Raw genomic sequence first — 15,787 nt, 5'->3', positions numbered from 1 at the left:
GTCATGTCAGGGCTGTGGGAGATCCTGCGGATGATGTGTGAGACGGGTGTGTAAGGAATAGAGTAATAGATTGAGATGATATACAAGGATAGGAAGTGGTACTGATAAAGGAATTTATAGAGGAATACGGTGGGATTATACTGGCCTGTTTCATGGGATTGATGTTCTTGGGGATCATGGCAGAGCTGTTGGATAGAAACGGAGGTTTATATCAGCTGGCGAAGATTTTTGCAGAAAGCATCGGTTCTATGTGTCATGGATAAAAGGAAAGGAGGCGGGGCGTTTGAAGGCTGTAATCGGTGAGTATGGTAAAGTGATCATTCTGTCTGTGCTTCTCTGCTCGCTAGTCATGTTTCTATTTGGCAAAGGGGAACATGGATTTTTAGGACTGCTGGGTCAGGCAAAGCCTGTGGAGCAGGTAGGGCATGAGGATGCATTTGAGACCGCAGAAGCGATTGCTTCGAGGACGGTGCCTGAATTATCCGTAAAGACGAAAAAACTAAAGCGGGGGACTGAGTATAATCTATTGGATGCAGAGATGTTTCAGATCAAGGCAGAAAATGAGGATGGGGAGAAGGTTGAGCTTTCTATTATAAAAGTAGTAGACCCGTCGGGAAAAGATATTACCCCGGAAACGGCCGTAAAACGTTTCCTGCCGGAGGAAAAAGGGACATATCAGGTGATCTACAGAGCGAAAGAGACATATCTTGGCAGTGTAAAAGCCAGTGAAAAAACATACCGTTTTATTGTGGACTGAAAGGAGGAAGCATGAAGGGCGCGGTTGAGACGATGATCGGAATGATTATGATCGCTTTTATGGCAGTGCTCAGCACAGCATATATAACGGCATCTTTAAATACGCAGAAGGCGCAGAACTATCATTCAGCCGTAATGGCAGAAGTTGAGGCGGGCGATTTCTCAGATGTGGTCATACAAAACTGCGAAGAAAAGGCAGTGGAAAATGGGTATACCAGCCTGCGGATTGAACCGCTGGTAAGCTCAGGGAGCGGAAAATATGCCAAAATAACACTAAATTATGACTATACCATTCCTATCCTGGATTTATTTCTGGAACATGAGATCGTAGGTTACGCACGATAACCTGCAAAGTACAGGAAGGAGAAGGGGCAGATATGAAAAATGCTGTCATCGGCTTTTTTATGGTGATCATCCTGATATTTTCGGGAATAGCCATTCAAACGTCAGAGAACAGGACAGCCCGGCAGAATGAACTGGATAACAGTCTGGGGGCGGCAATGGAGCAGTCTATGAAAATATTGACGATCAATCCGGTCTATCATATAGAAAAGGAGAATGGAGCAAAAGAGTTTACGGCAGATTTTATCCAGGGATTTTTAATGAAGACATCCAGTGATTCAGAATATACGATAGAGATATTGGATGTTGATGTTAAGAAGGGACTTCTGGATGTCAGGGCATCGGCTGCATACCGTCAGGTCATTGGATCTGGCAGGGTATCTTCGCGCAAGACAGTGATACTGGAAGATTTAAAAGAAGAGGAGGAAGTTTTTTACAAGGTTTCTTTTCTGGCAATGCGAAAGGAACATGAAGACGGAGAGGAAAAGGAATATGTCCTAAAGCAGGCCAGCGTACACGGCGGGGACTATCTGACAGCGTCAGTGCTGCCGAAAGCAGAGATGGCAAAGGAGGGGTATGTTTTTTGTGGGTGGAGGATGGTAAAGCCGGTGAATGGCATCGGAAACCTCTATGGAGAAGAGAATATCCATACAGTCTGTGTAAGAGACAATATTGAACTGCAGGCGGTTTATCGACAGGAGGGGCATTTATGAAAAAGAAGCTTAGGAATTTTTATCTTTTTGCAGCAGCAGTGATATTTTTTACCATGCTCTTTTCTGTGGATGTAAGAGCGCAGGAAAATGATACTATCCGAATAGCGGACACACAACAGGATAGTTCCTCTGAGATCAGTGAAGATATGGATCAGTTTTGGTGTACCGGGAATTTTAAAGAAATGATATGCCGTCTGCTTGAGAGAGAAGATATCGGGGAGATATTGGAGACTGGCGATGAGGACGTTAAGGCCGCTTTTTTGGATGAACGGACCGAAGAAGAGCTATATCAGATATTGATCTTATATAGATATAGTATTGTGGACGGAGCTGCACAGGGATACCCTGTGGCAAAGGACAAAGAAGCTGGTCTTTCGGATCTGAAAGAATGGATGCAGATGGAGATAGGCAGAAGTCTGGAGTTTTATCAGGAGCTGTCTAAAAGAGTGCAGGCGGTGATGAGCAGCAGTATTACAGGCAGTATAATAGAAAATGGAGGGACGGATAATCAACATGCAGAAAGTGGGAACGAAGAAAATGAGGAGACAGAGGGCGGACAGGCAGAAGAAGGCAGATCCGCAGAGGATGAACATGCAGAGATCCAACAAACTGAAAATGGACAGACATATGAACAAAAGGCCAAGCTATGGGAAGAAAATGCATTCCGTATATTTAAGCAGGTTGTATTAGAAGCAAACAGGCAGCCCAAAGAGCAGTCTCAGGCAGAAAAGGATCAGATATCTGATTTTGACAGCTATATAGAATTTCAAACCAGGACATCGGGACAGGATATGGCAGAGCTGATACACCTGCTGGAAGCGGTGGAGCATGCAGGGGAAGAACATGTTCAGCAGGCGTTAAGCGAAGCATCTCATTTTTTGTACCTTGTGTATGGCATAGAGGCGGACGATACAGGTGATGAGACTGCCAAAGAAGAGGATTTGGAGAGTTTGGAAGATCCGGAAAGCAAAGCAAAAGAGGGGCTGGACGAAAGACAGAAAAAGGAGAGGGCAGCCGCAAAGGCTGTTCCTGGGAATAATCTGCCGGCATTGGCATCCGCATCCGGGGCTGGAGTGACCTACCGTGCTTCCTGTCAGACTACGGGCTGGCAGGGATGGAGCAGCAACGGCGGCTCATCCGGAACAGCAGGTAGTCAGAAACGGGTGGAAGCACTGCAGGTGAAAGTGACGGGAAATGCCAATCTGGGAATCACTTATCAGGCACATGTCCAGTCAAAAGGCTGGATGAACTGGGCGGCCAATGGAGCCACAGCAGGTACGACCGGTCAGTCGCTCAGAATGGAAGCTGTGCGGATGAAACTTACAGGACAGAGCGCAGGAAGTTATGATTTATATTACAGGGCATACTGTGAATCCTACGGATGGCTCGACTGGGCTAAGAACGGACAGACGGCAGGTACGGTCAATATATCCAAACGTATTGAGGCATTGCAGATCATCTTGACGGGAAAAGGCGCGGCAGCACCAGGAGCAACGAAGGCACCGCTTAAGACAAATGCTGTTGTAAGAGTAGGGAGCAGATATTTTACCACCTTTAACAGTGCATTTGATGCCATGCCCAGCGGAGGAACTCTGTATGTAATAAGGAACTGCGAAGCAACACATATAGTCACGGAGAAATCGTTTTCGGCCTATCCTGAGGAACAAAATGTCAAGGTATCATTCAGGGAGACACATATTGAACCTGCCGGTATTATCTGTACACCGACGGGCAGAGGGAGTCCCACATGGACACTGGGGGGCAATGAAGGATATACGCTCACATTAGATGCATGTAAAAAAGGAGGGTCAGGTGTATTGAGCACTCATGCCGGAACCGTGAATCTAAAGAGCGGCGTCAGACTTACCAATGCATTGGGTAATGGGGTCTGGAATGCATATGGGACAACAAATCTCTATGATGGTGCGTGGATCTATGGGAATGCATCTAATGGAATTGCGGCAATGGGACATGTCAATATTTACGGGGGGAAGATTTATGGAAACAGCTACAACGGCGTCCAGTCTGAACAGACCATCCGTCTTATGGGAGGTGAGATATACGGCAATCGGAAAAGCGGGATTCATGTAGGAGAAGGAAGCTGTACTTTTGTTATGACTGGAGGGGTGATCCATGATAATGAGTATGGAGTGGAAAATTCAAACGGCCAGGGAGCTATTCAGATCAGTGCCGGAAATATATACAGCAATAAGCTGGATGGAGTCTATACAAAGGGGCGTCAGATGACGATCGGCGGTTCAGTGGAGATTCATAATAATGGAAGGACAGGTGTCGCGGTAAACGGCGGAACAGCAGCCGTCACCGGAGGCAGGATCTATGCGAACGCTGCATCCGGTATTGTGAATAAAAGCACATTGAATCTCAGCGGTGGTGAGATCTATTCCAACACGGCAGAGAATGGAGGCGGGATATTAAACAGCGGGACGCTTACGAAATCCGGCGGAAGCGTGACAGGAAACCGGGCATCCAATGTGGGAGGAGGAATCTGTATCCTGCCGGGAGGCAGAATGAATCTCAGTGGGGGAACGGTGAAGAGTAATACGGCAAAAGCGGGAAAAGGTGTATATCATAATGGGGCTGCTATGAATATGAGTGGAAACGGAGCTGTGAGTACAGAGAATGATGTTTTCCTCTGTGCCGGAAAATTTGTTTCGGTAACAGGAAAGTTGAATGCACAGCCTGCTGCAGTGCTGACTCCAAGTAATTATGCGAATGGAAGAAAGGCCGCAGAGTGCCTGTATGACAAAAAAATGGGAAGCACTTGCTTTCAAAAGTTCAATCTGACAGCAAATGGAGTCTATCGCCTGCGCCCGGGGGACTACCAGGTACAGCAGTCTAAAGCAGCAGATCAGGATATTGTACTGAGCACAGGATATACGGTTCATTTTAACAAAAACTATGATGGAACCGTACAGAATATACCTGCTGATCTAGAAAAGTATTGGTATGAGCCTGCACGCCTGCCGGCATTGACGCCGTCAGCCCCTCATCTGAAATTCAGGGGCTGGTCAGAAAATGCAGATGCTGATAAGGCAGAATATCAGCCGGGAAATGAAGTGAATGCTTCTATTAATAGAAAAATCACCTTGTATGCTGTGTGGGGAACGAAGATAAAGGTAACCTATGTTGGTAATCGGAATGTACCGGGAGAAGAACGGGCAGAGTATGTAACTTTAAAAGACTGTATGGCAAATCAGGGCTATACGATCCGCAAAAATGCAGAATTCACCAAGTTTAAAGGGGATCATGCTGCCTTTGCCGGATGGGATATCAAGCCGGAAGTTTCGGCAAAAAAAGTCAGATTTCCAGAGACGCAGACCAACAGACTGACATTTGAACAGCTTTTAAACCTGGCGGCCGAGCAGCAGGGAGAAAAGTTTTCCAGTGGGGCGGCTGTACAGGAAATCAGGCTGTATGCTGCATGGGATGAATTTCCGGCGATCGCAGCAGCCGGAGTATTAGAATTTTATGAAGGTACCGAGGTTACGAAGGAGATGCTTCTTTCAAACGTAACAGCCAAGGACCGAGAGGACGGTAGTCTTACCAGTCAGATCAAGATCACTCAGGTAGAATATGCCGACGGAAAGCTGGCAGATGGTGATAGACAGAAAGGGAAGAAAAATCAGTGGAAGGACGATATGCCGCAGGATTACCAGCTGGATACGTGGTTTATGCAGATGGCAGAGGAAGATTCTCCAGTGGTGCATAAGATCACCTATAATGTGACGGATAGCTTTGGAAACAAGACCAGCTATGTATGGACCGTGAATGTGAGATATAATGAATTTCCTGAAATTCAGGCTGAGGATCGGTATTTTACATTAGAAGAAGCAAGAGGCGGGACCGTAACTAAGAAAACACTTTTGGAGGATGCAGTAAAGGAAGGCAGGATAACAGTTTCTGATAAAGAAGAGGATGAATTGTATCCGGGGACACTCAAGGATAAGATAGAGCTCCTTCACTTCCATGAGGAAGATTTTAAATCCTTTGAAGATTCCGGGTATGTTGTAGTCACCTATGCAGTGAAGGACAGTATGGGCCCGGAGGGAGAAGGAAAAGAAACCTTCCGGCAGTGTACAGTTCATGTAATAAAGGATGGAGAGGTGGCAAAACCGGAAGATCCAAGGTACGTGCGGTTCATCAACCAGGATCATTATGAGCAGAATCTGGATGGCAGGGATAATCAAAACGGAGGTTTGCATGCAGATTCCAGATGGTACCAGGATCCAGAATATAAAGAGACGATCACTGCAGCATGGCAGGAAGAAAAGGCTTGTGAAGAAACATGGACATTCAGCCGTAAAGATGTCGAGGAAGTGAAAAAATACGTGAAGGAGCATGGAATAGGTAATAGCAGGGAAGAAAACGCGCTTACAGAATTTGCTTACAGATTTGGAGATAAGAAAAAGTAAGGATAATTTCTAAACATTACATAATTGTTAAAAGGTTGTTGCACTTTTTCGTTGAAACTGGATCTCTCATTTGGGGCAGACATCAGATCCGTTTTTAGCAGTAAAAATCCGTAGATCGCTCAAAAAGGGGCTTTCTACGGATTTTTTAATACTCTGGATACAGCGGTATATCATTCATTTATGGCAGTCTGCGGCCGCTTTTATCTTAGAGGGCCATATAGGGCTGTGATGCAAGCAGGAAAACCTAAAATGTTACATAAAAATTAACAAAAATGTTAAAAACATGTTGCAAAAAGTAAGGAGTTCTTTTATAATGATTAAGTGTAGTGCAAAGATTAAAATGTCCGTATATGATTCGCCTTTCTTCCTTACTATTTCCTAAAAATTTGGAAAATAAAGGAAAAACCGCGTTTTGTAACAGGACTGACCATAAATACATAGGGATAGGGAATAGGTGGTAAAATGAAATTCAGAAAAGTACATAGTATGTTAATTGCGGCTATTTTGACATGTTCATTAGCAGTAACTCCGGTATATGCAGCACCATCAAACAATAGTCAGTCATCACTTCAGGAGAAAAAGGCAGCGGCACAGAACGAGGCAAATGCCTTACAGTCTCAGCTCAATACTTTGATGGGGAAGATGAATGAACTTGAAGGGCAGATGGTCACGAAAGGCCAGGAGATCTCCCAGGCAAAGGAGGATCTCGTAGCTGCTGAGGAGAAGGAAGCACAGCAATACGAGGATATGAAGCTCCGCATTAAATACATGTACGAAGAGGGTGACGGTTCTGCGTTGGAAAGGATCCTTGGTTCTGGAACGATCGCAGAGGTGCTCAGTCAGGCTGAATATGTACAGAAGATCCATTCTTATGACAGAAGTATGCTGCAGGAATATGCAGAGACAGTAAAAGAAGTAGAGACATTAAAGTCTACACTGGAAAGTGATATGACCAAGCTTCAGAATCTGGAAGGGGAATATAAGTCCCAGTCAGATGAGCTTTCAACGATGCTTAACGGCAAGCTGGCCGAAGTAGAAAATTTAGACTCCATGATCCAGGAAGCAGCAAGGGCTGCACTGGAAGAGCAGAAGCGTCAGGCAGCTGCGGCAGAGAAGAAGAAAAAAGAGGAGGCCGCAAAAGCAGGCCAGAATAACAATAATAATTCTTCAGATAGCGGTTCTACGAATAATGACAGTACAGATAGTGGCAATACGAACAATAATACACCTGACCAGCAGCCGACACCTGATACTCCACAGGAACCGGAAACACCGGATAATAACAACACTCCGGCACCGGCACCAGAACCGAATTACAATGCTTCCACAGGTAATGCGGTAGTAGACAGGGCTTACAGCTGGGTTGGTAATGCAGAGTACTCTTGGGGGGCATGTGCACCGGGATCCTTTGACTGTTCCGGATTTGTCAGCTATTGTCTGACAGGCAGCTATTCCCGCCTGGGAACGACCTTTACATTCCTGGCATGGCCTCAGGTGAGCGAACCACAGCCAGGAGATGTATGTGTTAATGCATCCCATTGCGGTATCTACATAGGCGGAGGACAGATGATCCATGCAGCAGACTATGGTATTGGTGTTATTGTCGGACCGGTACAGGGCGGTATGATCTATGTTCGTTATTAAGATGAAATAAGAGAAAAGTAAAGAGGATTTTCTGGTATTAAGAACCAGGAAATCCTTTTTTAGTAAAATGCTTGGAAATGCTGAAAGGTGATAGAAGATTTGGCGAAAAATATAACATGGAAATTAATGTTAAAAGATTTTTTATGAAATCCTGTTGAAAAATGCGGTAGAATATTGTATAGTATGACATATATGTGGGGACATAGATAATAATAAGATAAGGATGGGTGAATTTATGAAGTTTAAAAAAGTATGCAATATGCTTGTGGCTACGGCTCTGACATGTTCCATGATGGCTGTACCTGTTTTTGCGGCACCGTCTAATACGTCAAGCCTAGAAGCACAGAAGAATGCAGCGCAGAGTGAAGTGAACAGCCTGCAGTCCCAATTGTCAGAACTGATGTCCAAGATGACAGATCTGCAGAATCAGTTGATCACAAAGGGTGAAGAGATTACAAAAGCTGAGAAGCAGTTAAAGGAAGCAGAAGAAAAAGAGAAGCAGCAATACGAGGATATGAAGCTTCGAATTAAGTATATGTATGAAGAAGGTGATGGTTCAGCTGTTGAACGGATCTTGAATTCCGGAAGCATCGCAGAGATGCTGAACCAGGCTGACTATGCACAGAAGGTACATAGTTATGACCGTCAGATGCTGGAAGAGTATGTTGAAACTGTGACAGAAGTTAAGGATCTGAAGGCGTCATTGGAAGAAGACATGAACAAGCTGGAGGACATGCAGACAGAGTATGAAGCACAGCAGACAGAATTGAATACAACAATCGAAAGCAAGAGTGCAGAGGTCGCTAACCTTGATGCACAGATTCAGGAAGCAGCAAGAAAAGCAGCAGAAGAACAGGCTGCAAGAGAGAAAGCAGCTCAGGAAGCAGCGAAGAAGGAAGAAGCGAAGCAGCAGGAGAACACCAATACTCCAAGTGGTAATGGGGGCGGCGAAACAGTGACAGATAATCCGTCAGAACCTGCACCGAATACTCCGGCTCCTGCGCCAGAGACACCAAGTACACCGGCACCAGAAGAACCGAGCGGTGGTGGAAGCAGTACAGGAAATGTGGGGGCAGCACAGACGATCGTAAGTGCGGCATGGTCACAGATCGGAGTACCTTATGTATGGGGCGGAACAACCCCGTATGTGGGACTGGATTGTTCAGGACTGACACAGTGGTGTCATGCACAGGCAGGTATTTCTATCGGACGTGTTGATTCACAGCAGCTTGCCGGCGGAATGCAGGTAAGTGATCCGCAGCCGGGAGATATTGCATGGACACCAGGTCATGTAGCGATTTACATAGGTAACGGTCAGATGATCGAGGCACAGCAGCCGGGAACGACCATCTGCGTCAGCTCAGTACGTGCTTCTGCATATGTAAGATACTGGTAAGAGTTAGAGAAGTCAGGTTGATAAAGAAAAAGTAAACATCCCGTGGTAACACCAGCATTATGAGATTGGTGTTTCCACGGGATGTTTTGCAGTTTGATTTTTTTGTTTAGTTACCAGGAACGATCTCGAGCCAGTAGCCATCCGGATCCTCAATGAAATAAATTCCCATCGCTGGGTTCTCAAAGCAGACACAGCCCATTTCCTTATGCTTTTTAAAAGCAGCGTCAAAATCATCCACATGGAATGCAAGATGGATTTCATTGTCTCCCAGCTCATAATGACGCTTCATGTCTCGGATCCAGGTGAGCTCCAGCAGATGACTCGTTACTCCGTCCCCCAGGTACACTAAAGTAAAGCTGCCATCTTCGGCATCTTTGGTTTTGGTGATCTCCAAGCCAAGTGCTTCCTTATAGAAAGCAAGAGATTTTTCCAGATCAAAGACATTCAAATTGTTATGTGCAAATGTAAATTTCATACGTTTACCTCCAGTTTTAGATATTTTATCAAGGTATCCATCTTTTCCCTGTCCAGAAAATGCATCAGAATGGAGAGCGAAAGAGGATATGTTAAGAATAACATACGAAAGAGTTACAGACAAGAAATAGTATAAGATACCAGCGTAAAATACCGGCATGGTACAATCTACAAGATACAACATAAAAAGCCTTGCATTCCAGTATTTTCTATGATATACTACAACCGTTGCAAAAAAACACGTATGCGGATATCTTTGACGGTGCCTAAGTCTGTTAGATAAAGTCAGTTGAGAACAGGCCGGTCTCAAGGAAGCATAAAAGCATGCGGAAGTGAAAAACCAAACGGAGGAAAGAAACATGAGCGTTATTTCAATGAAACAACTTTTAGAAGCAGGTGTTCATTTTGGACATCAGACAAGAAGATGGAACCCTAAGATGGCTCCATACATCTACACAGAGAGAAATGGTATCTACATCATCGACTTACAGAAATCTGTAGGAATGGTTGACGATGCTTACCAGGCTGTAGCAGATATCGCTGCTAACGGCGGAACGATCCTGTTTGTTGGAACAAAGAAACAGGCACAGGATGCAATCAAGACAGAAGCAGAGCGCTGCGGAATGTTCTATGTTAACGAGAGATGGCTCGGCGGTATGCTGACTAACTTCAAGACAATCCAGAGCAGAGTTCAGCGTTTAAAAGATATTGAAAGAATGGCCGAAGACGGAACATTCGATGTACTTCCAAAGAAGGAAGTAATTGAACTGAAGAAAGAATGGGCTAAATTAGAGAAGAACCTGGGCGGAATCAAAGAAATGAAGAGAGTCCCGGATGCGATCTTCATCGTAGATCCTAAGAAAGAAAGAATCTGTGTTCAGGAAGCTCACACATTGGGAATCCCGTTGATCGGTATCTGTGATACAAACTGTGATCCGGAAGAACTGGATTATGTGATCCCAGGTAATGATGATGCTATCAGAGCCGTTAAATTAATCGTTTCCAAGATGGCTGACGCAGTGATCGAAGCTAATCAGGGAGCAGCAGGCGAAGAAGTATATTATGAAGAAGCTGCAGAAGAAGCAGTAGCTGAAGAGACTGTAGAAGCAGAGTAATTACGGACTTGAGATGCTTCAGCCTGTGGATCACAGGTTGAAGCATTTTTATGATATAGGAAACTTTATTTCCCATATCATAAAAAGTGATAGGATTCATGTAAGATAATAGCCTATTAGGGCAAAGATGAGTTTATAAGCGTAACAAATAACAAATAATGGAGGAAAGAATCATGGCAATCACAGCAGGAATGGTGAAAGAATTAAGAGAAATGACAGGCGCAGGAATGATGGACTGCAAGAAAGCTCTGACAGAGACTAACGGAGATATGGATGCAGCGATCGAATTCCTGAGAAAGAACGGACAGGCTAAAGCTGAGAAGAAGGCTGGAAGAATTGCAGCAGAAGGTATCGTTAAGACAGTTGTAAAAGATGACAAGGTTGCAGCTATCGTAGAGGTTAACTCTGAGACAGACTTTGTTGCTAAGAACGCAGAGTTCCAGAGCTTTGTAGAAGCAGTTGCTAATCAGGCAGCAGACTCCGATGCAGCGGATATGGATGCTTTCATGGCTGAGGCATGGGCAGAAGATACAACTAAGACTGTAAAAGATGCATTAGTAGAAAAAGTTGCAGTAATCGGTGAGAACTTAAACATCAGAAGATTTGAGAAAGTTGTAACAGACGGATGTGTAGTATCCTACATCCACGGCGGTGGACGTATCGGTGTTCTGGTAGAAGCTGATGCAGATGTTGTAAACGAAGACATCAAGACATGCTTAAAGAACGTAGCTATGCAGGTTGCAGCTATGTATCCAAAGTATGTATCCCGTGCAGAAGTATCCCAGGAATACATGGATCATGAGAAAGAGATCCTGTTAGCTCAGGCTAAGAAGGAAAACCCGGAGAAACCGGAGAACATCATTGAGAAGATGATCATCGGACGTCTGAACAAAGAGCTGAAAGAAGTATGCCTGTTAGACCAGACATATGTTCAGGACAGTGATCTGACTGTTGCTAAGTATGTAGAGAAGGTAGCAAAAGAGAACAATGCTAACGTAACAGTGAAGAGATTCGTTCGTTTCGAGACAGGAGAAGGTCTTGAAAAGAAACAGGAAGACTTTGCAGCAGAAGTGGCTGCACAGATGGGACAGTAGACTTATAAGCAAAAAGATTTTTAGAACCCTTGAAAATCCCGTAAAACGGGCATTTTCAGGGGTTTTTTGCGTTCTTTCGGAAGGTTCATAATTATATCATAAATTACCGTATTTTATCGTCAAAGTTGGGGGATTTTTGGGGGAAGAGTTGGGGGAAAGCCTTCCCCCAACTGCTGTTTTAAAGTTTGCCTCTTTCTTCCGAAGAAAGAAGTAAAGTTTGCGTGCCATCTTTTTTTGGGGGATAACGCTATCCCCCAAATTTGAACATAAAATTGCGTATCTTCCCCCAAATTATCATAAGTTATCGCATGAAAAATATGGATTGATGAAAGATGTGGGATGATTTATAATGTTGGAAAAGGTAAAAATAAATATTTGACAGAGTATTTTGTTAGTTAGAATGTTTTCACGGTAAAATGAGTGATTTTTGGTGCTTTTAAGTGCCGATTAGTACGGATTTTACGGACTAGAGAACAAGAAACGGACTGGATGATACTAGACGAACAAATGGAATTTGTGACTTTTTGTGATAAAAATTCGTAATGGGAAGGATAGAGATAAAGAGGGAAAATGAATGCAAGAAAAAGTGGTAGCATTATGGAATATGATAATTAATTTTATCAGGGAAATTCCGTTGAGTGATTTGTTGGTTGGAGTAGTTGTACCAATAATGGCAGCGTGGATTTCATACTATTTAGCAGAAAGAACTATACGTAAAAAAGAAAATAATAGATTGTATGTTCAAATCGAATTGATACGAAGAGAATTAAAGGAAAATGATTTTCAGATAAATAAATTTATATCTTCTATTGCTGAAAAGAATCAGTTAGAAAAGGAACTTCAATTTCCATTAGTATTTATGAAAACTTTTTTGCTTGATCTTTTAGATAAATTGCAGATGATCAAAACAAGTTATATGTATAGTACGGGATTTGTTTTTGACAAACCAACAGAAATATACTTATTGGCACAGCGCTTGGAAGAAATTGATTCTGAGATTAGTGATTTAGAGTGCAAAAGATATTCGAATGATTTTTTTGATGAAAAAAGGAAAATAAAAATCTCGCAATTAATGGAAGAAAAAGAACAAAATATTGAGAAATGTAAAAAATTGAAAGACCGGAATATCTATAAAGAATTTTCAGAATTACAATCTTCAATGGAACGACAGTTGATAGAAGGTGTGTTTGAAAAAGTAGAGAATAAAGGTCGGAATTTTGATATAACAAAGTACATCTATGAAAGCATCAAAACTTTTAATGAAAAATCAAATAAAACAAAAGAAGATGTAGAGGCTTTGTATAAAAAGTTAGTAATCTTTGAAATTAGTCCAGATGTTGTGAAGGAAGATTGCTTTGATCAAGATGCATTTGATTTATACTACAGAGCGTTTGAAAGACCAGAAGGAATGGAGAAAAAATTGTATGATTTGTGTGAGCGATATTATAAGTATAATGCATTAAAAAATACGATTAGAAAACATACTTATGAATTTCAAAACAGACGTTGGAACGAGAACAACGGAGATTTTGTTATTATCAATGATCGGAACTTATACATATCTATTGTGGAACTTTATGAAAAATTGGAAGAATCTGATGATATTCCGATAAGTGAAGAATACGAAGAAAAGAATAGGTATAGTATAGAATGTCATGATAAAATACAAGATATAATTGGTAAATTGGAACTACATGAATCAGAATTGCAGAAGAAATGTAAATAGTAAGACGTACATAGCCGATTGGTTTTCACCATGAAAATCAGTCGGTTTTTTAATGCCTAAATTTTCGTACATAGCCATTCCCCACAAAGGAGTGGCTATTAAATTTTTCAGGAAAGGAGGAATCCGTAATGCACTCACAGAGTATGTCATCAAAATGTAAAGTGATTGCCATTGCAAATCAGAAGGGCGGCACTGGAAAGACAACCACAACAGTCAATTTAGGTGTTGGACTGGCAAATGCGGGAAAACGGGTACTTCTGGTAGACGCTGATCCGCAAGGTGATTTGACCACTTCTTTAGGGTGGGCAGACCAAGACAATCTTTCGGTTACACTCACAATGCACATGGAAAATATTATCCGGGACAGACCAATGGAGACAGGAGGGGGGATTTTGCACCATGAGGAAGGTGTTGACCTTCTCCCCGCAAACATTGAATTATCTGGTATGGAAATGTTGCTTGTAAATGCCATGAGCCGGGAGACTACGATGAAAACTTGTCTGGAGTCGTTGAGAAAGCAATATGATTATATTCTCATTGACTGTATGCCGAGTTTGGGAATGTTGACTATTAACGCTTTAGCGGCGGCTGACAGTGTGATTGTACCTGTTCAGGCTCATTACCTGCCCTTAAAAGGTATGACACAGTTAATCCAGACCATTAAGAAGGTACAGCGTCAAATCAATCCCTCATTGAGAGTGGACGGTGTGTTGCTTACTCTGGCAGATATGCGTACCAATCTGGCACGAGCCACAGAAAGCAGTCTGAAAGATAACTATGGGAGATTTATTAAAGTGTATCAGACCGTGATTCCGGTTGCAATCAAGGCTGCAGAAACAAGTGCATCAGGGAAAAGTATTTACAGTTATGACAAAGACGGTACAGTTGCAAGGGCATATCAAGCCTTTACGAAGGAGGTGGTGAAAGATGGCGAAAGGCAGAGGAATCAATCTAAATCTTCCCTCAGCAGATGATTTATTCAGTACACAGGAAGAGCGAGATGAGGTAAAGCGTGAAATGGTGATGGAGATTGCGATTGAGGAAATTAGTGATTTTCCAGACCACCCGTTCAAGGTGAGAATGGACGAGGAAATGCAGAACCTGGTGGAAAGTATAAGACAGTATGGTGTACTTTCCCCCGCACTTGTTAGAACAAAGCCAGAGGGCGGTTATGAAATGGTAGCCGGACACCGGAGAAAATATGCAAGTGAAATGGCGGAAAAGAGAGATATACCGTGTATTGTCCGTGAACTATCGGACGAAGAGGCTACTATTCTTATGGTTGACTCCAATCTGCAAAGAGAAACTATCTTACCGTCAGAGAAAGCCTTTGCCTATAAAATGAAACTTGGCGCAATGAAAAAGCAACAAGGATTTCGTACAGATTTAACCTCTGCAACGGTGTTGCAGAAGTCAGAACGGAAATCTTCAAGACAAGTTTTAGCAGAACAAACGGGAGAAAGTCATGAACAAATAAGAAAGTATATCCGTTTAACCAATCTTATCCCGGAATTACTTGAATTAGTGGATAACTCTGTCCTGAAAGACAAAAGTATGTTGCAGATTGCCTTGCGTCCGGCAGTAGAGTTGTCGTACTTGCCGGAAGAAGAGCAGACCGCATTGTATGAAACCATTGAATCGGAGGATTGCACACCAAGTCATGCACAGGCAATCAAAATGCGGCAGTTTTCGGAGCAGGGAAGATTAAGCGAAGATGTGATATTTTCCATACTTTCAGAGGAAAAGGGAAATCAAAAAGAGCAATTCCGTATGCCGAAAGAGCGTATCAGCAAATTTTTTCCACCGGGGACGTCTGTAAAACAAGTGGAAGATACGATTATCAAGGCGTTGGAAATGTATCGAAAGCGGGAACGTAGTCGGGAAAGATAAGGCTTGCCACCGTAGGGGAAAGTATGCCCTTTCGTGGAAAGCCTTTTTTCTTTTCTCCCCCTTCCCACACCCTACCCCCTCAAGATTACCAGCAGTTTACCAGCCGAAAACACAAAGAGGGGAGCGTGGCTATCCACTTTTCCACAAATTGAAACTTATTATACACCCTGCACAACGCAGGGATTTTTTTATGAAAGGAATGAA

Annotated in this window: 13 protein-coding genes; 12 read left to right on the top strand and 1 reads right to left on the bottom strand. The window is 43.1% G+C overall.

Features of this window, described 5'->3' with window-relative positions; genetic code table 11:
* Positions 1 to 95 precede the first annotated feature (95 nt).
* The 7 genes from AC4OGX_RS06870 to AC4OGX_RS06840 all read left to right on the top strand — a co-directional run bounded on the left by AC4OGX_RS06870 (position 96) and on the right by AC4OGX_RS06840 (position 9,284).
* Positions 96 to 263 carry a hypothetical protein gene (locus AC4OGX_RS06870; protein ID WP_493329355.1) on the top strand — a complete coding sequence of 56 codons (168 nt, stop codon included), beginning with the start codon at positions 96 to 98 and terminating at the stop codon, positions 261 to 263.
* Positions 264 to 283: 20 nt separating this feature from the next.
* Entirely contained in the window at positions 284 to 757 is a 474-nt protein-coding gene (locus tag AC4OGX_RS06865; RefSeq protein ID WP_493329353.1) for a hypothetical protein, read from the top strand.
* An 11-nt stretch (positions 758 to 768) separates the two neighbouring features.
* A complete protein-coding gene (locus AC4OGX_RS06860; protein WP_493329352.1) occupies positions 769 to 1,101 on the top strand; it encodes a hypothetical protein in 333 nt (110 codons plus the stop codon).
* A gap of 32 nt (positions 1,102 to 1,133) precedes the next feature.
* Positions 1,134 to 1,811: a hypothetical protein gene (locus AC4OGX_RS06855; protein ID WP_493329350.1), complete on the top strand. Its 678-nt coding sequence runs from the start codon at positions 1,134 to 1,136 to the stop codon at positions 1,809 to 1,811.
* Positions 1,808 to 6,244, top strand: coding sequence for a hypothetical protein (locus AC4OGX_RS06850; RefSeq protein WP_493329349.1), 4,437 nt, complete (start codon positions 1,808 to 1,810; stop codon positions 6,242 to 6,244). Before AC4OGX_RS06855 ends, AC4OGX_RS06850 begins: the two co-directional genes overlap by 4 nt.
* A gap of 462 nt (positions 6,245 to 6,706) precedes the next feature.
* A complete protein-coding gene (locus AC4OGX_RS06845) occupies positions 6,707 to 7,888 on the top strand; it encodes a coiled-coil domain-containing protein (protein ID WP_493329348.1) in 1,182 nt (393 codons plus the stop codon).
* Positions 7,889 to 8,123: 235 nt separating this feature from the next.
* On the top strand, positions 8,124 to 9,284 hold the full coding sequence (locus tag AC4OGX_RS06840; RefSeq protein WP_493329346.1) for a C40 family peptidase: 1,161 nt from the start codon (positions 8,124 to 8,126) through the stop codon (positions 9,282 to 9,284).
* A 106-nt stretch (positions 9,285 to 9,390) separates the two neighbouring features.
* On the opposite strand, the gene AC4OGX_RS06835 is transcribed toward AC4OGX_RS06840, so the two are convergent.
* Positions 9,391 to 9,759: a VOC family protein gene (locus AC4OGX_RS06835; protein WP_493329344.1), complete on the bottom strand. Its 369-nt coding sequence runs from the start codon at positions 9,757 to 9,759 to the stop codon at positions 9,391 to 9,393.
* A 358-nt stretch (positions 9,760 to 10,117) separates the two neighbouring features.
* Here AC4OGX_RS06835 and rpsB point away from each other — a divergent pair, with 358 nt between their 5' ends.
* The 5 genes from rpsB to AC4OGX_RS06810 all read left to right on the top strand — a co-directional run bounded on the left by rpsB (position 10,118) and on the right by AC4OGX_RS06810 (position 15,583).
* On the top strand, positions 10,118 to 10,873 hold the full coding sequence (gene rpsB, locus AC4OGX_RS06830; RefSeq protein ID WP_493329342.1) for a 30S ribosomal protein S2: 756 nt from the start codon (positions 10,118 to 10,120) through the stop codon (positions 10,871 to 10,873).
* 173 nt (positions 10,874 to 11,046) lie between these two features.
* Positions 11,047 to 11,967 (top strand): translation elongation factor Ts, encoded by a 921-nt coding sequence (tsf, locus tag AC4OGX_RS06825; RefSeq protein ID WP_493329341.1) that lies wholly within the window; start codon positions 11,047 to 11,049, stop codon positions 11,965 to 11,967.
* Between the two features lie 574 nt (positions 11,968 to 12,541).
* Complete coding sequence (locus AC4OGX_RS06820; protein WP_493329340.1) at positions 12,542 to 13,693, top strand: hypothetical protein; 1,152 nt, start codon at positions 12,542 to 12,544, stop codon at positions 13,691 to 13,693.
* A 128-nt stretch (positions 13,694 to 13,821) separates the two neighbouring features.
* Positions 13,822 to 14,667: a ParA family protein gene (locus AC4OGX_RS06815; RefSeq protein ID WP_493329339.1), complete on the top strand. Its 846-nt coding sequence runs from the start codon at positions 13,822 to 13,824 to the stop codon at positions 14,665 to 14,667.
* Positions 14,621 to 15,583, top strand: coding sequence for a ParB/RepB/Spo0J family partition protein (locus tag AC4OGX_RS06810; RefSeq protein WP_493329338.1), 963 nt, complete (start codon positions 14,621 to 14,623; stop codon positions 15,581 to 15,583). The genes AC4OGX_RS06815 and AC4OGX_RS06810 overlap by 47 nt, the downstream gene beginning before the upstream one ends.
* Positions 15,584 to 15,787: the final 204 nt, after the last annotated feature.

The organism is Faecalicatena sp., assembly GCF_058819085.1.
This window is presented reverse-complemented; position numbering and strand designations above follow the sequence as displayed.

Bases quoted from the DNA above. Each gene is read 5' to 3' on its own strand.
- AC4OGX_RS06820 (WP_493329340.1), top strand. From the start codon at position 12,542: ATGCAAGAAAAAGTGGTAGCATTATGGAATATGATAATTAATTTTATC.
- AC4OGX_RS06840 (WP_493329346.1), top strand. From the start codon at position 8,124: ATGAAGTTTAAAAAAGTATGCAATATGCTTGTGGCTACGGCTCTGACA.
- AC4OGX_RS06835 (WP_493329344.1), bottom strand. From the start codon at position 9,759: ATGAAATTTACATTTGCACATAACAATTTGAATGTCTTTGATCTGGAA.
- rpsB (WP_493329342.1), top strand. From the start codon at position 10,118: ATGAGCGTTATTTCAATGAAACAACTTTTAGAAGCAGGTGTTCATTTT.
- AC4OGX_RS06845 (WP_493329348.1), top strand. From the start codon at position 6,707: ATGAAATTCAGAAAAGTACATAGTATGTTAATTGCGGCTATTTTGACA.
- AC4OGX_RS06810 (WP_493329338.1), top strand. From the start codon at position 14,621: ATGGCGAAAGGCAGAGGAATCAATCTAAATCTTCCCTCAGCAGATGAT.
- AC4OGX_RS06855 (WP_493329350.1), top strand. From the start codon at position 1,134: ATGAAAAATGCTGTCATCGGCTTTTTTATGGTGATCATCCTGATATTT.
- AC4OGX_RS06815 (WP_493329339.1), top strand. From the start codon at position 13,822: ATGCACTCACAGAGTATGTCATCAAAATGTAAAGTGATTGCCATTGCA.
- tsf (WP_493329341.1), top strand. From the start codon at position 11,047: ATGGCAATCACAGCAGGAATGGTGAAAGAATTAAGAGAAATGACAGGC.
- AC4OGX_RS06860 (WP_493329352.1), top strand. From the start codon at position 769: ATGAAGGGCGCGGTTGAGACGATGATCGGAATGATTATGATCGCTTTT.
- AC4OGX_RS06850 (WP_493329349.1), top strand. From the start codon at position 1,808: ATGAAAAAGAAGCTTAGGAATTTTTATCTTTTTGCAGCAGCAGTGATA.